Annotated in this window: 20 protein-coding genes; 13 read left to right on the forward strand and 7 right to left on the reverse strand. The window is 59.3% G+C overall.

From position 1 onward, the window contains the following. The first annotated feature begins 9 nt into the window (after positions 1-9). The gene (locus tag AC3D24_RS15250; protein WP_489031915.1) at positions 10-438 is read left to right on the forward strand and encodes a hypothetical protein; all 429 of its coding nucleotides are present in this window, start codon (positions 10-12) and stop codon (positions 436-438) included. A 26-nt stretch (positions 439-464) separates the two neighbouring features. On the opposite strand, the gene AC3D24_RS15255 is transcribed toward AC3D24_RS15250, so the two are convergent. Next, on the reverse strand, positions 465-833 hold the full coding sequence (locus AC3D24_RS15255) for a hypothetical protein (protein ID WP_426283994.1): 369 nt from the start codon (positions 831-833) through the stop codon (positions 465-467). Positions 834-1,566: 733 nt separating this feature from the next. After that, the gene (locus AC3D24_RS15260; RefSeq protein WP_489031917.1) at positions 1,567-1,737 is read right to left on the reverse strand and encodes a hypothetical protein; all 171 of its coding nucleotides are present in this window, start codon (positions 1,735-1,737) and stop codon (positions 1,567-1,569) included. A gap of 764 nt (positions 1,738-2,501) precedes the next feature. On the opposite strand from AC3D24_RS15260, the gene AC3D24_RS15265 reads away from it, so the two are divergent. Next, entirely contained in the window at positions 2,502-3,872 is a 1,371-nt protein-coding gene (locus AC3D24_RS15265; protein ID WP_489031919.1) for a diguanylate cyclase domain-containing protein, read from the forward strand. Between the two features lie 24 nt (positions 3,873-3,896). Here AC3D24_RS15265 and AC3D24_RS15270 read toward each other — a convergent pair whose 3' ends face one another. From AC3D24_RS15270 to AC3D24_RS15285, 4 genes are all read right to left on the reverse strand, one after another. Next, a complete protein-coding gene (locus AC3D24_RS15270; RefSeq protein ID WP_489031921.1) occupies positions 3,897-6,383 on the reverse strand; it encodes an EAL domain-containing protein in 2,487 nt (828 codons plus the stop codon). 799 nt (positions 6,384-7,182) lie between these two features. Then, the gene (locus tag AC3D24_RS15275) at positions 7,183-7,677 is read right to left on the reverse strand and encodes a Ros/MucR family transcriptional regulator (protein ID WP_489031923.1); all 495 of its coding nucleotides are present in this window, start codon (positions 7,675-7,677) and stop codon (positions 7,183-7,185) included. Positions 7,678-7,786: 109 nt separating this feature from the next. Beyond that, on the reverse strand, positions 7,787-8,167 hold the full coding sequence (locus AC3D24_RS15280) for a hypothetical protein (RefSeq protein WP_426283989.1): 381 nt from the start codon (positions 8,165-8,167) through the stop codon (positions 7,787-7,789). Positions 8,168-9,371: 1,204 nt separating this feature from the next. Beyond that, a complete protein-coding gene (locus AC3D24_RS15285; protein ID WP_489031925.1) occupies positions 9,372-9,563 on the reverse strand; it encodes a hypothetical protein in 192 nt (63 codons plus the stop codon). Between AC3D24_RS15285 and AC3D24_RS15290 the strand changes: the two genes are divergently transcribed. The 4 genes from AC3D24_RS15290 to AC3D24_RS15305 all read left to right on the forward strand — a co-directional run bounded on the left by AC3D24_RS15290 (position 9,553) and on the right by AC3D24_RS15305 (position 15,081). Continuing rightward, entirely contained in the window at positions 9,553-11,499 is a 1,947-nt protein-coding gene (locus AC3D24_RS15290; protein WP_489031927.1) for an FTR1 family protein, read from the forward strand. The two genes, AC3D24_RS15285 and AC3D24_RS15290, sit on opposite strands and share 11 nt — an antisense overlap. Positions 11,500-11,871: 372 nt before the next feature. Beyond that, positions 11,872-12,306: a pyridoxamine 5'-phosphate oxidase family protein gene (locus AC3D24_RS15295; RefSeq protein ID WP_489031929.1), complete on the forward strand. Its 435-nt coding sequence runs from the start codon at positions 11,872-11,874 to the stop codon at positions 12,304-12,306. A 211-nt stretch (positions 12,307-12,517) separates the two neighbouring features. Then, on the forward strand, positions 12,518-13,030 hold the full coding sequence (locus AC3D24_RS15300; RefSeq protein ID WP_489031931.1) for a GAF domain-containing protein: 513 nt from the start codon (positions 12,518-12,520) through the stop codon (positions 13,028-13,030). Further along, complete coding sequence (locus AC3D24_RS15305) at positions 13,027-15,081, forward strand: putative bifunctional diguanylate cyclase/phosphodiesterase (protein ID WP_489031933.1); 2,055 nt, start codon at positions 13,027-13,029, stop codon at positions 15,079-15,081. The genes AC3D24_RS15300 and AC3D24_RS15305 overlap by 4 nt, the downstream gene beginning before the upstream one ends. Before the next feature lie 60 nt (positions 15,082-15,141). On the opposite strand, the gene AC3D24_RS15310 is transcribed toward AC3D24_RS15305, so the two are convergent. Next, positions 15,142-15,828, reverse strand: a complete 687-nt coding sequence (locus AC3D24_RS15310; protein ID WP_489031935.1) for an EAL domain-containing protein — start codon at positions 15,826-15,828, stop codon at positions 15,142-15,144. Positions 15,829-16,578: 750 nt separating this feature from the next. Between AC3D24_RS15310 and AC3D24_RS15315 the strand changes: the two genes are divergently transcribed. From AC3D24_RS15315 to AC3D24_RS15345, 7 genes are all read left to right on the forward strand, one after another. Further along, positions 16,579-16,929 carry a hypothetical protein gene (locus AC3D24_RS15315; RefSeq protein ID WP_489031937.1) on the forward strand — a complete coding sequence of 117 codons (351 nt, stop codon included), beginning with the start codon at positions 16,579-16,581 and terminating at the stop codon, positions 16,927-16,929. A 203-nt stretch (positions 16,930-17,132) separates the two neighbouring features. Beyond that, on the forward strand, positions 17,133-17,861 hold the full coding sequence (locus AC3D24_RS15320; protein WP_489031939.1) for a Crp/Fnr family transcriptional regulator: 729 nt from the start codon (positions 17,133-17,135) through the stop codon (positions 17,859-17,861). Between the two features lie 141 nt (positions 17,862-18,002). Next, positions 18,003-18,161 (forward strand): hypothetical protein, encoded by a 159-nt coding sequence (locus AC3D24_RS15325; RefSeq protein WP_489031941.1) that lies wholly within the window; start codon positions 18,003-18,005, stop codon positions 18,159-18,161. Then, on the forward strand, positions 18,158-18,934 hold the full coding sequence (locus AC3D24_RS15330) for a Crp/Fnr family transcriptional regulator (RefSeq protein ID WP_489031942.1): 777 nt from the start codon (positions 18,158-18,160) through the stop codon (positions 18,932-18,934). The genes AC3D24_RS15325 and AC3D24_RS15330 overlap by 4 nt, the downstream gene beginning before the upstream one ends. A gap of 32 nt (positions 18,935-18,966) precedes the next feature. Continuing rightward, positions 18,967-19,611 carry a sensor histidine kinase gene (locus AC3D24_RS15335; RefSeq protein WP_489031944.1) on the forward strand — a complete coding sequence of 215 codons (645 nt, stop codon included), beginning with the start codon at positions 18,967-18,969 and terminating at the stop codon, positions 19,609-19,611. A gap of 582 nt (positions 19,612-20,193) precedes the next feature. Next, on the forward strand, positions 20,194-21,279 hold the full coding sequence (locus AC3D24_RS15340; protein ID WP_489031946.1) for a sulfite oxidase: 1,086 nt from the start codon (positions 20,194-20,196) through the stop codon (positions 21,277-21,279). Beyond that, positions 21,279-21,719, forward strand: a complete 441-nt coding sequence (locus AC3D24_RS15345) for a YidH family protein (RefSeq protein ID WP_373928354.1) — start codon at positions 21,279-21,281, stop codon at positions 21,717-21,719. The genes AC3D24_RS15340 and AC3D24_RS15345 overlap by 1 nt, the downstream gene beginning before the upstream one ends. Positions 21,720-21,937 lie beyond the last annotated feature (218 nt).

Genomic DNA, 21,937 nt, shown 5'->3' on the forward strand with positions numbered 1-21,937 from the left:
AGGCGCGGTATGCAGACGAGCTACAAGCAGTTGATCACCGAACATGACGCGATCGAGGCTGCCGCCAACGCGCTACTCGCAGCAGTCGACAAAGGCTATGCCAGCAGTACCGACCTGGCGGTCCAGCTACATACGCTCGCGATCGTTGTCGAAGACCATGTCGAGCGCGAGGATCTGATCATCGCTGGCCTCGACGAAACGCAGCTCTTAGGCCCCTGGATCGAGGCATGGCGTGAGGGAGCGGACGCGTTCGTGCGGTTGAAGTCGGACTGGACGAAATTTCTGAAAGCCTGGAACGCGGAAGCGATCCAGGATGACCGAATTGGCTTCAAGGCCGATGCCCACACTATCCTCGGTCGCCTGCGTGACCGTGTCCAGCTTGAAACCCGGGCCTTTTACGCCACGGCCCTTCAAACCGGCGCTATCGGCCTTCGCTAGTTCGGCAAGGCTCCGTGGGCGGCTTGCTAGTCCGTGTTACCCATCAGCCACGTCATAGCCGCCACGTCATCGTTGAAAAGCCGGTGGCCCGACGACGTTGCAACGCGGGTCGCTTGCAGCCTGGATAAGGCACTCGTCATCACGATGGCAGCGCGCGCGCCGAGCGTTTCACGTGCAAAGCGCAGCGCGGCTGCATGGCCATCGGCAATGTCACCCGACTGGATCGGGTAGTGCGACATATCGACCAAGATACGCTTACACCCGCCAGCCTGTCGGAGGACCGATGCCTGCTGCCCGACCTCTGCGCGGTATGTTGCCATGATCTCACGCGTCCAGAACCCACTGACCCGGACGATCAGAAGCTGCCGTGCCGGATCGCTGCTTATCTCGTACATTGCCCCACTCGCGTTCGAGAAAGCCTCAGCGTCGAGACGTAGCACAGAATAGTGGCAAGGCCATGCGTACCTCGGTAGCATGACCCGGCAAGCAACTCGTGGACGACCTATGGACGCGCATTTCTCGATCGTAATAGAACCGGAACGGTGTCTGGTACATATCATAATGGGTGGGTTCTTCAGTAATGAAGACGTGTCCGACTTTCGAGAGGAGCTGACCGAGCGTTTGTATAGACTGGGGTGTAGCCCCAACGATCATGTGACGTTGTGCGACGTCAGCGCAATGAAGATACAAACGCAAGACATGGTCGTCGTGTTTTCCAACGTCGTAGGAGATCCGGTTTTCCGGTCCCGTAAGCTCGCCTTTGTAACCGGATCGACGCTGGCTCGGATGCAGACACGGCGCCTTAGTAATCGAGAGGGTATCGCATACTTTACCGATGTCGATGAAGCGAGAACATGGCTTTTGCAAATATAAGTTTGAGGTAATTGTAAAAATTACACATCATTAACTGTCGTTCAGTTATCAAGGACAGTGGTCGATCATGCACCTCGGACCCGAAAGGATGCGAAAATGCTTCATCCTAGCGATACACACGCCCCCTCGTTGGATAGCGCCTTGCGCCTGATGCTGGGGGCGCTCGTTCTGCTGGACAAAGCTGGCGCCGATTACGCCGCGTGCAAGCTTCAACATGCGATCGATATCGTCCGCGCCCCCCCCACAAGCTTGAGGCTAACCCTTCTTGCCTTTTGCATGCCGGGCGTCGGCTTCGTCGATTGCCGCCAACAGATTGTCAAAGTTCGAAGACTCGTCGGGTAGAAATGCTCTGGAGAGTGCTTCCCCCACTGTGCGCAGGTGACGGTGTGGCTCGGCGTGCTTGGGGGATTGTTCGAGGTTGGCCATGAAAACCCTTTGAAGATCGGTACATAACGACCGACATCGCGAGTAGGCTTCCCTGAATTAAATCAGAATGTAAGGTTTTTTCTGTATTTCGACGACGACGCCCTCGTTATCAAAACGCGACTCTGATTGTAGTGAACAAAGGTAAGAGGAACGCCTACGAATGAGTCCTCAAAGCCGTGCGGAGCACGACGAACTGCGGCAAGCAATGCGACGCTATGCCGAATTGATGCGTAAGAGCAGTCAGGCCGACTATGCCGCATTATCGCGCGAACGAGTGCTGTTTTCGCAAAAGTTCAGTGCTCATGTTATAAACGAGGCCCGCCGGCTCTCGAGCACCGCGTATTCACATTCGGACTACGCACCTCTTATCACGGCCTATAACGACAAACTGACCGTCATTCGGCGTATATATAGCAGTCATATCGTATATTGGACGCCGGCAATGATATGTAGCGATTGGAAAAATTACGTAACATCGGTTCTCAAACTAAAGTCTGACTTAACAGCCCTGCTGCTATGGAAAGAGCACAGGTTGCCGGCTGGCGGTCAACCTCAAGAAAGGAAGGCGCTTACCTGATATCTCCACCGCGTGGGCATGCGACGCTTCAAAGGGCTGGTCTAGACTAGGATCTGGTCACAAAGTCTTTACTGCCAGCTGGTATTCGTCAACCATGTTCCACAGCCCTATCGCCTCGCCCTCCCAGCCAATGACGCGTTATCGGTCACGGGGCGATCTGCTCGATCGGGCCGGTTTATCGCGGTGCTTGCCCGGGCCAGAGCTCGATGCGGTCGCCGAGATGGCGCAGCAACTCCTCGGCAGCGATATCAGCGCGTTCTCGGTGTTGGACCAGGATTGGCAGTGGCTCACGGCGAAGTGTGGCATAGGCGCCGACAAGGCGCCTCGTGAGTATAGCTTTTGCGGTCGCGTGGTCGACGCGAACGAGCCTGTGATCATCCCCGACACACAGGCCGATCCGTTTTACCGCGATAACCCTATGGTTACCGGCGAACCCCATATCGGCGCTTATTGCGGGGTGCCCGTGATAACGCGGGGCGAAGACGGCACAGATCTCACGGTTGGCTCGCTCTGCGTCATCTATCGGCAACCGCGCCTCTTTAGTGACGATGATATTGTCGCACTGCAGAAGCTCGCAAATATCGCAGCAGCGCTTGTCGGCAGTCGCCTGGCAGCATTGGAACTGGTCGAGCTTGCGACAGAGCGCACCGATGATCTCCACCGGGTGGCGCGTATGCATAGGCAGCTGCATCAGGCGGAACGGATTGCCGGTATAGGCTCGTGGCGCTTCGATCTCGTCCACAATACCATCGAATGGTCGGATCAGGTCTATGCGATTCATGATCTTCCGCTGGGCGATACGCCACAGATCGAGCGCGCGATGGAATTCTATCCAGGACGGTCGCGCGCCATTCTGAGCGACGCGATCAATCTCGCGATCGAGCAAGGACGTCCTTTTGACGAAGAGATCGATTTCGTGTCGGCATTCGGGGCGGCCAAGCGGGTTCGCAGCATGGGGGAAGTCGAACTCTGCGATGGCCGTCCGGTCGCGCTCATCGGCGTGTTCCAGGACGTCACCCGTCGCTACGAGATGGAGCAGGCGTTACGGCGATCGGCACATACCGACGAGCTTACCGGACTGACCAACCGCGCCGGCTTCAACCAGGCGTTATCGGCAAGCATTGCGGGTGCCCATACGAACGGGACGCCCCTTGCACTGCTGATGATCGACTTGGACGGCTTCAAGGCGGTCAACGACCGCTGCGGCCATCTGAGGGGAGACCAGGTCCTGCGTACGATCGCGACGGCGCTACATGCCCCCTACCTCGCTGACTGTGTCACCGCGCGGCTTGGTGGCGACGAATTTGGGGTCATCGTCCGCGGGGTAGACCGGGATGCGGTATCGGCCTTGGTCATTAGACTGCTCGCAGACCTTCATCATTCGGTCGATATCGGTGACGCAGAGCAGCTTTGCGTATCGGGCACGATCGGTGTCAGCTGGCTGACGGCGGGTATGACCGAACGGAATCTGCTGCGTCAGGCAGACATCGCGCTGTATCACGGCAAGCATACAAAGCGCGGTACCGCGACGACCTATTCTGCGCTTATCGACCGTTGAAACGCCGTTGCCGGAGGGCAGGGGTCATCCGGTTGCAGCCACCCTGGGGTCGTCCAGAACGGCACCATTCTTGAAGGTGCCGATAATGGCGGGCCGGCCGATGTGATAGCCCTGCACGACATCACACCCCTCGGCGCGTAAGCGGTCGAGTTGTTCGGATGTCTCCACGCCCTCGGCCACCACAGGCATGCCAAGCCCTCGACCCAATCCAATCACAGCCTGAACGATGGCCAGGGATTGCGGGTTTTCATCCATGTCGCGAATGAAGGACTGGTCGATCTTCACCTTGTCGAAGGGGAAGGTGCGGAAATAGTTGAGCGACGAGTAGCCGGTACCAAAATCGTCCATCGCGACCGAGACGCCGAGCTGACGCAACTCGGTAAGCAGGCGGATGCCCCGAGCGGTATCCTTGATCAGCATGCCTTCGGTCACCTCTACCTCAAGCCGTGTCGGTGAGAGACCCGATTGTTTCAGGATCGCGCCTATCTCGGCGACGATACCGTCATCGTCCATTTGCGCCGGCGACAGATTGACGGCGACTTTCAATTCCGGGCTCCATGTCGCCGCCTCGTTTGCAGCCATCTCGAGCACGAGCCGTCCGAGGTCCGGCATGATGCCGCTCTCTTCGGCGATCGGGATAAACATCGCCGGTGCGATGCGGCCCAGACGCGGATGATCCCAGCGGGCTAAGGCTTCAAAGCTGATGATCCGTCCCGTTTGGGCATCGGCAAGTGGTTGGTACTCGACATGGATTTCGCCCCGCTCGAGCGCGCTTCTCAAGTCCGCCTCGACCTGCCGACGCTCGCGTGCGGCATCGTCCATCGCCGGCTCGAAGAAGCACCACTGATTGCGGCCATCGTTCTTGGCACGGTAAAGGGCGAGATCGGCATTGCGCAGCACCAGATCGCCGTCATCGGCATCGCCCGCTTGATGAATGGCAACGCCGGCAGAGGCGCCGATCCCAACGCCGCGGTCTCGAATGCCAAAGGGCCGTGCCAGCGTATCGATAGTTCGTCGTGCGATACGTCCGGCCGTCTCGCTGTCAGCAACGAGAATGGCGAATTCGTCACCGCCCAATCGGGCTACGGGACAGCGTGCTGTGGTCACGATGCGCTGTGCAGCTTCGACCAGAACTTCGTCGCCGGCCGCATGGCCGTAAAGGTCGTTGACGATCTTGAACCGGTCGAGGTCGAGGCAGATAACAGCCGGCGTCCCGCCGGAGGCGATACAGTCATCGACGATCTCGCCGAACCGCGTGCGGTTGAGCAGACCTGTCAGCGGATCATGATGAGCGAGATAGGCGAGGCGCTCGTTGGCTTCACGTTCTTCGGTCACATCCTGCGCAAAGCCCAACAGGATAGTCTGACCGTCGGGGCCAACAGATTTGATTTTGGTAGCCTCGATCTGTCGGACCATCCCGTCGGGGCGGGTGATGGTTCGATCGAGCATGATCGGCCCTACTGCCGCCATCGCGCGATCGGTATAATTTTGATATTCAGCAAGATCGTCGAGGGGGAATATTTCCCCCCATGTTTTGCCTACGATCTCTGCCTTGGTACGCCCACTCAGTTGCTCAAAAGCGCGGTTGACGAAAACGTAGCGATCGGATGCGGAGTTCTTCGCGTAGATCGCAGCCGGCATGTTGTCGACGATGGCATCGGTAAGCGCGCGGCCTGCCTCTCGCTCGGCCTGAAGGGCGCGGCGAACGGTCGCATCACGCAGGATGGAGACAACCGTCACCGCATCGCCCTCGCGGTGAACGGCCAGGGTCAGCTCGACATACACCTCGCTACCGTCACGTCGAAGGGCCGGTATCTCAACGGCCCGCATGGGTTGGGCTACGGGTGAGGCGACCAACCGCTCAAACCCCGCTGTGTGAGCCGTCCGCATCGCCTCAGGAATGATGAAGGTGATAGGCTGGCCCAAGGCGTCGTCACGAGACCAACCTAGCAAGGCCTCGGCTGCCATGTTCCAGTGGCTCACCTTACCGGCGCGATCGCAGGTGATGAATGCGTCCGTTGTGGTTTCGTCGATGACCGCTGCTGCCCGCTCGCGTTGGCGCAGTTCGCCAAGTTCGATCCGCTCGATGACCTGGCCTGCCATGAGCATCAACGCGCGCAGTTCGCGCTCGCCAAATTTTCGTGGCCGACGATCGATGATACACAATGTGCCAAACGCGATGCCGTCGCGGCCGATCAGGGGCGCGCCTGCATAAAACCGCGCGGCCATCTCGCCGAGCACCAGCGGGTGGTCGGCAAACCGCGGGTCGGCCGTCAGATCTTCGATGACGAGCGGCTGCGCGGTTTCGAGAACGTGACCACAAAATGCGATATGTTTGGGCGCGCTGCGCAGGTCGAGACCGACCTTGGCCTTCATCCAGACGTCGTTGCCGTCCTCGACGTTTACGAGCGCGATGGGGACGTCGAAGCGATCCGCGGCGATGGTAGCGATGACATCATATTCGGGCGAGGGCGTCCGTGGAATGCGCGTCGTGCCTATCGTTTCGACCATGTCGCCATCATCACCCTTGCCGCCGGACGCGTATGCCGACAGCGATCGATAGACCCGATATGGTTACTGTCTCGTGCATCTGGAGACGCGAGCCGGTTTTGCAAACCGGTACCCCAAGCTTGATTGAGATATGCTGCCAGGCACGTCTTGGTCGCAAAGGTGGCGATCGCGTTACTCCGAAGCGGAGCAGCAGCGTACCGATGGCATCCGATCGTGGCGGGACCGGACCAGCCTGCTGATACTATACCCCGCAAACCACGCCAGACAGGCTTCGTAATCGTGCAGTGGCCACGGACATTCTGGAATCGGAGCCACTGCTAGCAGTCCCGCCTGCAAGCCTTGCCTATGCGCGATAGCAGTCGGGTGAATGGAGCCATTCATCTGATAAAATTAAAAATATTTCACCGACCGGGCAAGGCCTTTATCTTAGTAAAGCGCGCTATCAGGCCGATGATGCTCAACGTTCAACGGCAGGGGCAACGATTCCCTGTTCGATCGAGATGACGTGTCCAACGTCGCATTCTCCACCTAGCCGAGCACGAACAGGACCTTTCAGCAGGCCTCGCGTCTCTCGTAATCATGACTGCCGTTATGCATCTACCTTTAGCCCGATTTAAGAAGCCGCTCATACATATGCTCCACGCGCCAGCTTCAGGTTCGCGCTAGGGGATGGTCCCCGCGCCCCGCCCGCCGGGACAACGGGCGGGGTGTTTCTCTCATGATACGCTACGCCGCTTTGGAACGTCCCTGCTCTTCGTCTTACCAGGGGAGGAGGGTTCGCCTCCCCCGGTTTGATGTATCAGGCCTCTTCGACTGGTTTGGCGGCACGAGGCTTCCGCGCAGCTTTAGGTGTTTCCTCAGCAGCCTTTGCAACGGTTTGACCAGGCTTCCGCCCGAGACCTATCGACTTGGCCATGGTACGGCGCGCTTCCGAATAGGTCGGGGCTACCATGGGATAGTCCGCCTTCAAATTGTAGCGCGCGCGGTAGTCCTCCGGGCTCAGCCCATTGGTGGCGAGATGGCGGCGCAAAGTTTTGTATGGCTTGCCATCGATCATGGAGATGATGTGGTCTGGCGACGCAAGCGACTTACGGGCAGTGACGGCCGGCTCATATGTCTGAACGGGCTCGTCAGTTTGCGCAGGAGCCTCTGCACCTGTTAATTGTACGACCGCGGCATGCATGGAAACCAGAAACGCTGGAACGTCATCCGCGTTCGTGCGTGTGTTGGGATTTGCCAGCCATGCCGCCGTCAGTTCGGATGCCAATTCAACTGCGCTGATCTCATCGTTCATTATAGTCTCAATATGTTAGGGGCTTACGCGGTTAGATCCGGAATGGACCATTTTCAAGCCACAGGCGCTTGGCGCATCCCGAAGCATTTTAGATCTCAATGTGAGATGGTCATACATCATCGAATAGCCAAGCCAGCGCCTCTTCCTCGGTATACGTGATGAGGACACGCCCTGGCGGTGCGATCCGCTCGGCCATCGAGGTCGGCAATGGCGGCGAAACGATGATCGCCGTGCGACGTGATGGAGAGTTTGCCTCGAACGATTTCCGGAACTCGGCAACCGTAACCGCCTCGGTCAGGAGCTTTTCCCGCATGTCGACCAGCGTTAGGAAATGGCCATGCCGGGCACCCCTCGCCTTCATCTGCAAAACCGCCTTGGCGTGATCAACGGCAAGACCGTCGGTCTGGGCATTGGCCCAGTCGCCCCACAGCGTCACCCTCATGAACTCACGGTCTGGATCGATCTCGATGCGATGTCCTGCTGGATGCATAGCGCCCCCTCCTCTTACCCAGCAGAAGAACAAGCTGGCAGTGCCTTTGCAACGTCATGGTCAACTATTTTTTCGTCGTTTTCCGCAAAGGCAGAGCAGTAAAGAACGCGGTACCATTATCGGAATTAATGGTGAAACGGGAATGTTGGGTTTGGAGAGGCGAGCGGACATTGAGCGACCGTTGACTCCCGCTACCAGAAGATATGATCGGTAATCACGCCGAATCTTACCAGAAAGCCTAGCACCGCGCCTATCATTAGTAGGGTCACGTACACAGCGATGGCTCGCGTCCGGCTTCGACGGTCCGTCTGGTAGCCCATTTTCGATTGCCTCTTAGCTACCCCTGCTGCCTACGTGAACGATACAACAAACGTCGGCAATCGAGCGTTCTGGTACGATCCCGCATTCTCGCGAGGGATCTAATTTCGAGAATGGCCCAACCTAATGGCGACCGCACGCCCTTGATGCAAAAATCATGATTTTTGCATCGGCAGTCTTACCCATCTCTCCCATTGCATAGGGCGTTGCGGACTTGCATCCTGCCGCAATGATCGAATTAATCCTGCTCGCTATCGCTCCCGTCGCTGGAAGTGCATCAACCGGTCCACTTTGCCTCCCTGTGGCATCCCCTACGTCGAAGCCGACCGCTTCTGCGATCGAGGATCATTGAGCGCTTCGTAAGGCAATTGGTGAACCGATGCCGCAATCACCTACAATGGTCATGCTGTACGGAATGGGAGGACACCTCTCAACAAGTGAATATAGCATGGTCGTTGTTCGATCTGCAGATGGCAAATGGCAAGGAACAGCGGTGGGCCGCAGCAAGATCTGGATAGAAGACGCTCCTTACAGTCCTATGCAACGGGCTGACTGGGTACTCGACAAGGCGGCGGGCCTTCAGCTTGATAAGGCGATTTCTCGTCGCTGCCCTGTCGGGCGCAAGGCTATCGATAAGCTAGGTGATTCCGGACCTCCACCACTAGGTTTGGTGCCGGAACGTATCGATGTCGTGACTCCGGGACACGCCCCCTCCACGTTCTATTCGGAGGAGGGAGAGGGGAAGATTGCCGCTCTTATTCGACCCCAGCATTAATGGTCAGTGGCCCAGGTATGATGCAAAATTTCCAAGGTTTTGCATCAGGACCGCAAAATGCCAAGCTGCTGTGGTCTGCTTCCGGATGGAAGATAGAAGACCGTCCTTTCCTCAGATGACGGCGAACGCACTCAAAGCTTGATTTTCCTCCATGACCGCTCGATGGTTTAGCTCCATTGGAAATATAGTCGCAACGAGGCGATCGATGAACCTTAACCAGGTCGCCACAAACGGATCAGCCATGGCATCCGGATTGTGGTCGAGCAGGGCAAAGTCCAGATTTTGGCTGCTAATGCGGCTCATTCGCGGTGCTTCGGCATTCCTGGTTCTGGCGCTTGGGTTCGTCATGCTGGCATCGCCAGCCAGCGCCCAGGATCGGACCGCCACGTCGGTACAGACCGCGTGGCGGCTGCTAGACTATATCTCGGTCGATTACGCCGGCGCGGTCGCAAAGGGTCGCGTCATCAGCGCCACCGAATATGCCGAGCAAAAGGAGTTCGCGGCGACGGTCGACGCGAAGGTGTCCGGCCTCCCCAACAGGCCGGAGCGCGCCACCCTCATCGCGGGCGTGACCCGCCTGCAAGCGTCGATCGCCGCCAAAGCGGACGGCGCACAGGTCGCCGATCTGGCGCATGGGCTCGCCGCCTCGCTGCTGCGCGCCTACCCCGTGCCGCTAGCGCCCAACTCGCCCCCCAGCTTCTCGCGCGGGCAGGCACTGTTCAAAGCGAACTGCGCCGCCTGTCACGGCATGGCCGGCGACGGCCATGGCCCCGATGCTGCCAAGCTCGCCACGCCCCCGATCGCGTTCACCGATGCCGCTCGCGCCCGCGAGCGCAGCACGTTCGCGCTCTACCAGGTGCTGACGCAGGGGCTCGACGGCACGCCAATGCGCGCGTTCGATGAACTGTCGAGCGACGATCGCTGGTCGGCCGCGCTTTATGCCGGGCACTTCGCCTTCTCGGACGCGCAGGCGGCGGAAGGCGAACGCCTGTGGAAGTCCGACCCGGCGCTCCGCCAGCTCGTCCCCGATCTGAAAACGCTGGTCGGCCTGACGCCGCAGGCGCTGGGCGGAAAGATCGGACAGGCCAAGGCGGACGCGGTGATGGGCTATCTGCGCCGCAATCCGCAAGCGGTGACGCAGGTGTCGCCAGCCTCGCTGTCGCTGGTGCGCGAGCGCATGGCCGCCAGCCTCGCCGCGTCACGGGCGGGCAACCGGACGAAGGCGAGCGAGCTGGCGCTGTCCGCCTATCTCGATGGCTTCGAGCCGATCGAGCCGGTGCTGGGGGCCAGCGACAACACGCTGAAGACCCGCATCGAGGGGTTGATGATCGAGTACCGGGCGGCGGTGCCCAAGGAGGACGCCGATCGGCTCGCCGATCGTCAGGCGGTTTTGAACGGCCTCTACGACGATGCCGAAGCGGCGCTGTCGCCCAATGCCGGCAGCTCGTGGTCCACCTATCTCGGCGCCGCGACGATCCTGCTGCGCGAGGGGCTGGAGGCGCTGCTGATCGTCGTCGCCATGATCGCGTTCCTTCGCAAAGCGGAGCGAACGGAGGTAATGTCCTATGTCCATGCCGGGTGGATCGGCGCGCTCGTCGCCGGCTTCCTGACATGGGTGGTGGCGACGTGGATCCTCGGCATCAGCGGGGCGAGTCGCGAGCTGACCGAAGGGTTCGGCTCTGTGTTCGCGGCGGTCCTGCTGCTTACGGTCGGTATCTGGATGCATGGCAAGGGGCAGGCCGATCAGTGGCAACGCTATATCCGCCAGAAGATGGCGAAGGCGCTGTCCGGCCGGTCGGCGTGGTTCCTGTTCGGGCTTGCCTTCGTGGTGGTCTATCGCGAGGTGTTCGAGACGATCCTGTTCTACGCGGCGCTGAGCGCGCAGGGGAATGGTGGCGCGATGCTGGCCGGTGCACTGACCACCTTTGTCCTCCTCGCAGGGATCGCCTGGGGGCTGCTGCGCTATAGCGGCAGGCTGCCGATCGGGCAGTTCTTCACCTACAGTTCGTGGCTGATGGCCGTCCTGACGATCGTGCTGGCCGGCAAGGGCGTCTCGGCGCTGCAAGAGGCCGGGATCATCGACATAGCGCCGTGGTCGGCGGTGCCGCGTTTCGAGTTGCTGGGCCTGTTCCCAACCGTCCAGACCGTCGCCGCGCAGGCGATCATGGCGCTGGCGATCGTGATCGGGTTCAACTGGAACCGGAGCAAGGCCGGTGCGGCCATGGCACAGCCGGCATGACGCCCGCGTCGCTGCGCGACCGCCTCGCGAAGCTGGTATTTATCCGCGTGCTGCCTAAGCTCGGCGCGCGATTGGTAGTGAAGCGATCCCCCGTCAGCCCTTCCCAATAAGGAACCACAATCGAGACGGCCGAAACGGGGAGGACGAGGGCTTCCTGCCTCAGCTGATCATCTTCTCAAAATCTGTTCTCGATAGGCTTTTCTCAAAAATGCCGAACAATGACGGAGAAACGGGAAAGCGGCTACGTCGCAAAAGTGCCGAGTTCGGGCGATGTGTACCGGCAGTTGCATTGGCTCGCGCGACCAATGCGTCGCTACGTTCGTTGCAACTGCTCGGGCAAACGTCATGGCCCCACATTGAAGGAGCAACACGATGTCGGACCTCAGCCTACACGACCTGTCAAAAAAGATGGCGAAGTTGGACTTTACGATGATGGCCACTCGCTCATCCAACGGCACCCTGACAGCCCGCCCGATGAGCAACAATGGCGATGTCGAATATCAAGGCGACAGCTACTTCTTCGCCTACCAAAATTCGCGGAAGATTACCGAGCTGCGCGCTGATCCGCACGTCACCCTCAGTTACACCGGTGCCGTTGGCATGCTCGGCGGGCCCCCACTGTTTGTAACTGTCGAAGGCGCCGCTGCGCTGATCGAGGACAAAGCCGCGTTTGCTGATCACTGGACCAAGGATCTCGATCGATATTTTCCCGAGGGCATCGACACACCCGGCATCGTCATGATCCGTGTGGATGCAAAGGCGATCCGCTACTGGGATGGTAGCGACGAAGGCCAGATCGTCGTCTGATTGAGCACCAAAAGTCGTACTATGTCGGACTTCCGCGGCGTTGTCGCGGAAGTCCTGAGTTTTGGACGTCTCGAATGTCGCCAATTATGCGACACGCGGTCCTTAAAGACAGGGCGCAGGCGGCCGGGGTTAACACCTCGCGGGCGTGGTTACCGTTCGTCAATAATTTCAGAGGATATGTTGCGGGTTAGCTGGTTGATGGTGCTTTTCGATGCTCAAGAATCTCCTCCATGAGCACCGACGCTCACTTGCGGTGAAGGGGCTTGGCGTCCTCGACACCCCCGCGGAGCCGAGCTTCGACCGCTTCGTCAACGAAGCCGCCTCCGCCTTCAATGCGCCGATTGCGCTTCTCTCATTGATCCATAACGAGGATCAATGGTTCAAGGCCACCCACGGTCTGGCCCTGTCGTGCATCCCCCGTGACAGTGGATTTTGCGGACACGCGATTGATCACGAAGGCGCTCTCGAATGCTGTGATCCGCAAAACGATCCACGCTTCGCTCATCTATCGGTGGTCACCGGCGACCCGTTCATTCGCTATTATATCGGCGCGCCGCTACGGATGTTGAGCGGTATCGACGTCGGTGCCCTTTGCGTTGTCGACACCATCACACGGTCACCGGCCTCCGCCGATCAACGCGCCTATCTGCTTGGCCTGGCACGCCAGGCAGCGATGGTTCTCGAAGGTCGGGGCGATCTCTGGCGTGCAGGGGCTGCGGCATGATGCAGGTGGCCTTATGTATCACGCAGCAACATGACCTGCGCCTCGTGTTTACGGCGCTACTAGTTTGCCTGATCGGATCGGCCGCAACCGTCCAACTGTTCGGGCGCATCCTGTCGGCGAGCGGTCCTAGCCGGGTAGGCTGGATCATGCTGACCGCGGTCAGCACCGGGACCATGGTATGGTCCACGCACTTCGTGGCGATGATGGCGTTCCGGACGCAGGCGCCTGTCGTCCTCGATCCAATCCTCACCCTGGCGTCGCTGGTGCTCGCCATTATCGTCGCGGCCCCTGGACTTGCTCTGGCTGCTACGAAAAGGCGGTGGGCAGGTGCCGCTGGCGGCGGGATCATCGGCGTCGCCATTTCGACGATGCATTATCTCGGCATGTCAGCATACCGGATCGATGGTCTTGTCACATGGGATTGGCGCTACGTCGTCGCCTCGGTTGTCCTTTCCTCGGTGCTTGCGGCAGCTGCATTCCAAACGATCAACGGTGCTGGCCGCTGGCGAAGGGCTCAGGCGGCAGGCTTACTCAGTCTCGGCGTGGCCGCTCTCCATTTTACCGGCATGGCATCGATGCATATCGCCGTGTTGAAACTGGGCGCCGGTCTGTCCGACGGCACCTTGTCTGCGCTCGGCGTCATAACAGCGGTTGCCGCCATGCTCATCGTCGGATGTGCAGCCCTCAGCGCCTTGATCGACGGCCATACCCAAGGTGAATCCTACCGGCGTCTACGGCGTATGGCGTTGCACGATGGGCTTACCGACCTACCAAATCGGATGAGCTTTAACGACGAACTCGGCCGAAGGCTCGCGATGCGAACAGGTCTTCCCTGTATGGCCGTCGTCATGCTCGACCTGTCGCGCTTCAAGGCCGTCAACGATACGTACGGCCACCAAGCCGGCGATCAGTTGCTGATCGCGCTGGCTGCACGCTTCTCGGTGATGCTGAGGCCGGGAGAGTACATCTCGCGCCTGGGCGGTGATGAGTTTGCCGGACTCATTTCCTATACGTCGGAGGGTGACCTGTCCGGCTTCCTCGAGCGTTTGTACGAAGCCTTTGTGGCTCCGTTCGAATTCGATCGGTTCACCGCCTCGATAAGCGCCAACATAGGCGTGGCACTGGCCATTCACGACGGTCGCGATGCCGACACCCTGCTCGCGAAAGCCGACTTGGCCATGTACCGGGCGAAGTCGCTGCATTCTGACGCGCCGTGTTTCTATCAGTCGGACATGGATGATGCCGTACGCGAGCGTCGCGAGCTGGCCAGTGATCTTCGCGACGCCGTTGCTGCCGGCGCCTTCGAACTGCATTACCAGGTTCAGGCATCGGTAAAGACCGGGGAGATCACCGGCTACGAAGCACTGATCCGCTGGCAGCACCCAGTAAGGGGCGCGATTTCCCCTGTGACGTTCATCCCGATCGCCGAGGAGAGCGGTCTGATTGTGCCGCTCAGCATCTGGGTACTGCGGCAGGCGTGTTTCGAGGCAGCCCTCTGGACCAATCGGCATGTCGTGGCGGTGAACCTGTCGCCGCTTCATCTTTCCGACCCGCGGTTGGTAGAGACAGTACGATCAGCCTTGATCGACAGTGGCCTACCTGCCGAACGGCTCTCGTTGGAGTTGACAGAAAGCGCCATCATTCATGATCGCCGCTTTGCCTTGAACCAGCTTCGCCAACTCAAAGCGATGGGGATCGCCATCGCGCTCGACGACTTCGGCGTCGGCTATTCCTCACTGGACGTGTTGCGGGCTTTCCCTTTTGACCGCATCAAGCTGGACGCCTCGTTCGTCGCTGAGATCGAACATAGCGAACAGGCGGTCGCCATCTTGCGGTCCGTTACGGCGCTGGGCACCAGCCTCGACATGCCCGTGTTGGCAGAAGGCATCGAGCAACCGGCACAGCTATCGATCGTAGCCCGGGAAGGCTGCGCCGCGATTCAGGGCTATCTGATCGGCAAGCCGTCCCGTTCGCTCGCCAGTCCCGATCAGGTTCGCCGGGCGATGCTGCTGGCACCGCGGGCCGTCGAAGAGGACGCAGCGTTCGGATGATCAGTGGCCACGCACGTGTGTCGGCCTTCCGCGGCGCGATACCTGTTACGTACGCAGGCGCTATCGGTCGATAACCGGCAGCACCTCAGTTGCAGGGCGCGCGAGCAGGTATCCCTGACACAGCCGGATGCCGATCTCTTTCAGCGTCCGCAATTCCGCGGCGGTCTCAATACCTTCGGCGATACAGCGAACGCCGATGGCGTCGGCGATACCGAGCACGCCTGCCACAATGGCACGGCGGGCAGCGGACTCATCGATCCCGCGTATGAGCGCCATATCGAGCTTCAGCATGTCGGGTCGAAGGTCTGCGAGCAGTCCGAGCCCTGCGTAACCGGCACCGAAATCATCGATCGCTGTCGTAAACCCGCGAGCCCGATAGGCTTCGATGATCCGCCGCACATGCGCCACTTCGCGCATCCGCTCGTCTTCGGTAAACTCGAACATCAGCCGCTTGGGATCGAACCCGACACGGTTAGCTGCCGTCAGCGATGCCCTGATACAGGCGTCGGGCTCATAGACGGCGTTGGGCATGAAGTTGATCGACAGCTTTGTGACGTCATCCGGCGGAAAGAGCCGCCCGGCCAGTTCGATCGCCTTGACCCGGCACGTCTGGTCGAACTTGTAGATCATGTCCGCATCGACACTGGCCAGCACCTCCCCGGCGGACTGCCCGTCCGCGCCGCGGACGAGGGCTTCGTAGGCGAAGACCGCCCCGGACTCGATGTCGACGATTGGCTGAAACGCCATTGTGATCGCCATAGTGAGGGGAGCACCGGTTCGACATCCCTGACACGCCTTCGACGTGGCAAGTGAGGTTGATCTTGCAGCATCAGCGGCGGTGATTGGCGAATACATCATGCAGATCCAAAATGATGCGCAACCGCTTAATTATGGCTGAAGCGATAGTCCGTTTCGGACATATTCTTAAGGTCGCGACGAATGGTGGCACTCTGTCATTGAAGCAGCGCTCTCGCAGATATTCAATGGGGAGTATGATCGGAGAAAGATCAGCCGATCTGAACCTCGAACGTTTGGATCAGACCCTCATGGTACCGATACATAAATCGAAGTTATCGCGGATCCAAATATGCGGACCCAGTCCATGACGCGAGCAAGCTCTGTCGTCACGCCGATTAACGCGCCGATCCCGGTCAGAATGAGGCTGGGGCAACTGTAATAAGAATCGCCTCCGCCACGTTCACGAGCAATACCGGGCCGGCCATAGCAGACTTCCTCATTTAGGATCGTGCTCAGACAACTTTTCAGCGAGGTGAAGGGCATCGGCCAGATAAGCCGCGATTAAACTTCGCTCTTGCAAATCCGCAAGTTGGAGTGCCCAAGCTATCGCTGCACGTAACGACTCGACATTTTGAGAATTCATCGCCGGCATACTCAATGTCCCGATTCGCACATTCAGCCGGCGTCATTACATACGGTTAATTTAGCAAACTTCACCCAAATCAAGGCAGCGAAAATTAATTCGGCCAAGGTCATGAAATGATTGGTGATCAGGCTCGCGGCAAGGCCGCTCAATGCATTTTAGACGTTCGCTCGCTACGGAAGGCCATGTTCCCTAGTGAGCTCTTCGACGAGTTCGCTTGGAATATGATGCTGCATCTTTTTGTCGGGCTGGCTAACAACGAATTGATGACAGAACGTGCTCTTATTGAGAAAGCCGGCGCGAGCGAAAACGCCGGTCGAAGGTGGATTGAGCACCTTGTAAAGGACGGTCAGGTGGCGGAACGCCATGACGATGACGATGTGATTCTCACCACAGACGCTATAACTCAGCTTCGAATATTTCTGGACGAAGTTCTAAATCGCAGTGACACTCCAGTACGCGAATGAGCGCTCGCGGAATGGTTAATTAGGTCGGCCGGCAGACCAACCGCTATGACGCCTTGACAGGCTGGATCAGCGGAACTGTGGGGTATCACACAAATCGTAGCGGCCGGTCTCTTTGTAGCCTATGCGGACCTATCGCTCGCCATTTCAAGGGCGTGAGCGACTGAGAGATGCTTGCGCTTTCGCCCCAAAGCCATGGGGCTCTAATGTCGCATTCGGATCAATCGACCAGTAAAAATATTCTCCTCGCCACTATGTTGGCAGATGATTTTGCTCGGCTGCGACCTGATTTTCAACGGGTTGATCTCAACCGCGGTGATGTAATAGTTCCGGCAAACGGGCCGGTTGATTACATTCACTTTCCCGAAGGTGGTGTAATATCGATCGTGTCCGATACGCCAGGCAAGGGACGAACGGAGGTTGGCATTATCGGCAAGGAAGGTGTGTCGGCAACGCATCTGCTGCTTGGCGCCAGCGATACCCCCCACGAAAGTTTCATCCAGGTTGGTGAAGCGACCGCGTTACGCATCACGACCGACAAATATCTTGCTGCTATTGAGCAAAGTGACACCCTTCGGACGATGTTACTTCGCTTCGTTCAGGCAATGATGATCCAGACAGCGCAGAGTGCGGCGACGAACGCGCATCAGCGTATCGAGGCACGGCTCGCTCGCTGGTTGCTCATGTGTCACGATCGCATGGATGGTGACGAGATTGCTCTGACGCATGATTTTATGGGGATGATGATCGCGGCGGAACGTAGTGGTGTGACGGTGACGCTCCATATTCTCGAAGGGGCGGGCATGATCCGATCAACACGGGGACGCGTGCTTATTCTCGATCGTGCAAAGCTTACGGATCTGGCCGGTGAAGGCTACGGCGTGCCGGAAGTTCAGTACAGCAGGCTGGTAGCGCCTTTCGGCAAGGGCTGGTGACAGGCACCTGATTAAACCGCATGTGATCAACTAACTCAGCGCAGGCAATTGTGCCCTATCCCACATAGCATAGCGAACGGCCGAGACGCGTGCGATCAAATCCATCTGTACCGCCTTTGATCGGTACTCATGGGGATTTACATGGTCGAGGATGATCGGTCCTATCATCAGCATCTTGCTGAAGCCGAAGTCGAGCGCGCCCAAGCGGCAACGCTACCGAACGTCGTGAAAGTATATTATCGGCTTGCCGAATCATATCTGCAAAAGATCACCCTTAACGCCTTCGTTGAGGCCGCGTGATCAGCTGTTTGCAGGCTGATACGTGCGTCGTATCCGTTACAAGTCGGTCGCTGTCGCTGCTGTCGGGCACTCGCCTGTTGTCATTTCAGTCGCTTACCCTCGACGAGCAATACGCGCTCAATGAGATCGCATTACCATCAACATCGATCGGACCCAATACCGACGTCGTGCGCGAAGGAGAGGCCTCCGATCGCCTCCTGATCATTACTAAGGGTTGGGCTTGCCGGTACATGACCACCAGAAATGGTGGTCGCCTGCTGTCGAGCTTGCTCCTTCCAGGCGACGTCGCGAATTTGGACGTCCTGCTGTTCGAGCGCCTTCATTACGGCGTCCGTACGCTCACAGAGGCAACAATCGTTGCCTTGCCGCGTAAAAAAATGTCAATGCTGGCTGCCGAACACCCCGGAATTGCACACGCATTGGCAAGCCTCGGGTTTATCGAGAATGCGGTTGTCAGCCAGCAAGCGCTGTCGATGGGCCGTCGATCCGCTACTGAACGGATTGCCCACATGCTATGCGAGCTGAGCGCTCGCCTCGACGCGGAGAGTGGTGGGGAAAGCAGCTATGCGTTCCCATTGACCCAGGAAGCGATCGGGGATGCGCTCGGGCTTACCGCTGTTCACGTCAATCGTACAATGCGGACTCTTCAAGCCGATGGTCTGATTACGCTCGTAAACCGGTGCATCACCATTCCTGACGCTCAGCGGCTACGCCAGCTTTGCGGGTTTGATCCGAGCTATCTCCACATGGCCTTGCCCGCAGATTCTCAATGAGCATGAGTTCGAGTCCGATCGCACAGCCCCTCTTGACGACCGCTCCGGCTCTTCAGGAGTCGTCGTCCCATGACGACCTCTTGCTGCGTGAAACGCACCACCGTTGCAGCAACGATCTGCAGCTCGTCGTTGGCTTACTGTCCTTGCAGAGCCGGCGTGCGACGAACCCAGAGACGCGCGACGCGTTGGCAGAAGCCATGGATCGTGTTGCGATACTTGCTCGGGCTCGTGCCGACCTGAACCAGCGAAGACAGCTTAGCTTGGAGCGTGCTCTCCGACAGGTGTGTGAAGCGCTGCACAGTCAGGCTGAGCCCCGTTCGATCCTTGTATCAATGCAGGCCGAGCATGACGAGGTACAGGGTCTTGCGCCGGACCACATCAGCACTCTCGCGCTCGTCGTGAACGAGCTGGCGACGAACGCAATCAAGCATGCGTTCCGGGAGGGGAAGTCAGGCCATATCAGTATAGCGGTTCAGCGTGATGGAGAGCGCCAAGCCGTCATTAGTGTCGACGATGACGGCCTGCCATTTCCGCAAGCAGACAACGCGAAGGGTATGGGATTGGGATTGGTCAAGCGTCTGGTCGAGTCGGCTGATAGCGTGTTGATCCAACCTACGCACGGGTCGAAGCGTTTCGAAATCAGGGTACCGATTAGGCCGGGATCGCCTTGTACGTGACAGACGCTCCACCCGAAAGCGATGCAGAATTGGGCGTATCGTCGGAAGCAGTCGCCATCGCGGCTGATCTGCTCGGACGATACAAAGATATGGCGCTTGGTCGAGCACGAATGCAGCTATACGCCGCCCTCAACGACAGAACTCCGCTGCAAGTTGATCTACTTTCTCAGGTTTGCTCTATTCTTATGAAGCGGACCAGGTCATTACATAAAACGGACTCAGATATACGCTAGCGCCGTCAGCCCTGCGCAAGCGTCCGAAAACACCCGTTTGTCGTACACCTGCGATGGCGACAGGGTTTTCCGCCATTCCTGCTGCCTAGCGACGACTTTTTAGAGAAAGCCGTCATTTAAGGACGGGTCTTGAGCGTCGGCTTAGCAGAAAGCTGTCGTAGCAAGCTCAGCTACCCCGCGTCGATGTCCGGGAAAGGTGGGTGGCTAGCGCTCGGCGTCTTTCGCGCGACGGCAAGGCGATCGCTTCCCCCGCCTTTTAGAAAGAAATAGGCCATCGAAAGAGTCTGGGTGACATCGCCCAGCAAAACGATCGATTACGCTGTTGATTTCATCATGGTAGGCCACTTGCATGACCGCATCCGATCGCGCCGAACAGAATTTGATCCTCCGCTGTCCGGAGCCGCTCAATGCGGAAACGCTCCCGGATAAATTGATCGCGTCCTTCCTGACGCCGCAGGCGAACTTCTACATCCGCAGTCACGGACCAACGCCGGCGCTGGCCGACGATCACCGTATAGCGCTGGACGGCTTGGTCGACCACCCGTGCTCCTACACGGTTGCCGAACTTCGGACGGCATTTGCGACCCGGACGGTGACCGCGACCATGCAGTGCGCCGGCAATCGTCGGGCACATCTTCAAGACGTGGAAAAGACATCGGGCGATCCCTGGGACGTGGGCGCGATCGGCAATGCGGCGTGGACCGGCGTGTCGCTCCGCGACGTGCTCGCCGCAGCTGGCATCCAGGACGGCGCGTCGTTCGTCGGCACTACGGGTGCCGACGACGTCGATGTCGATGGTGAGACGGTCCCGTTCGGTGCCTCGATTTCGATCGCTAAGGCGCTCGAACCCGACGTGCTGATCGCCTGGGCCATGAACGGCGAGGCGCTTGCCCCCGAACATGGCGCCCCGCTGCGGCTCGTTGTGCCGGGCTATGCGGGCGTTCGTAGCGCCAAGTGGCTAACGCGCATCGAGGTGCGAGATCGCCCGTCCGATGCGCCAATCCAGGCCAAGGACTACAAGCTCTTTCCGGCGTCGGTAGTGAAGGAGGAAGCAGATTGGGATCGCGGCCTGACGATCGAGGAGATGCCGCTCAACTCTGCGATCTGCTCACCCGTGGACGGCGCGCATGTCGGCGTCGGCGCATGCGGAATCGCGGGCTATGCGGTCGCCTTCGGCCGAGCGGTCGCCCGCGTCGAGGTCTCCGTCAATGGCGGCACCGACTGGCTGCAGGCGGAACTGACCACGGAACCCGATGCACCCTGGAGCTGGACGCAGTGGCTCGTCACGGTCGATCTGTCTCCTGGTCTCCACGTCCTGGTGGTGCGCGCCGTCGACGGTGCCGGGCAGATGCAGCCCGAACGGCCCGAGGCGATCTGGAACTTCGCCGGCTATCTCTCGACTGCCTGGCATCGCATTACCGTCACCGCCGGCTGATGGACGCGCCGCACGACGCCGATCGGGCCCATGCGAAGCTGGCGGAGAGCGCGAGCACGCTGAAGGACAGCGCAGTCCAGCAGGTGGACAGCGCCGACCGTCGCACAGAGCTTGCCGCAGACCGCACAATCCTCGCCGGCGAACGCACCTATGCCGCTTGGGTGCGTACCGGCTTAGCGGCACTCGCTTCCGGTATCGGCGCCCGCGCGCTGCTTAAGGACGTCGTGTTCCCGTGGCTGGCGACGGCGACCGGGACCATGCTGGTCCTGTTCAGCGCCTTTTGCTTCGTCGCCGCGGTGTGGCGAGAGATGGGCGCCGGTGCCCCGCCGCCAAGACCGGACATCAAGCGCCTGCCGGCCGCATTGCTTTTGATAGTGAACGGGTTTCTCATGCTCGTGTCGCTGGCCGTGCTCGTCGGCATCTGGACGGCGCGCTCGTAACGCAGCAACATAACCGGCGCTGCGAGCCGATCAGCTGCAGCAGCGCATCCGCGGCTTAGCGGCACCGCCAGCAAGTGATCCGTATTAGCAACAACATCTCTTCGGATGGGCACTTGCCATCGACATTCGTAACCGAAACAGATGCTTAGCTAAAAGATTTAGATTGGTCGTTCAGTGGGTGCTAACCTCGAGGAGGTAGCGCCGTCGGCAGAGCCGGA

The organism is Sphingomonas sp. SL1004, from assembly GCF_057815015.1.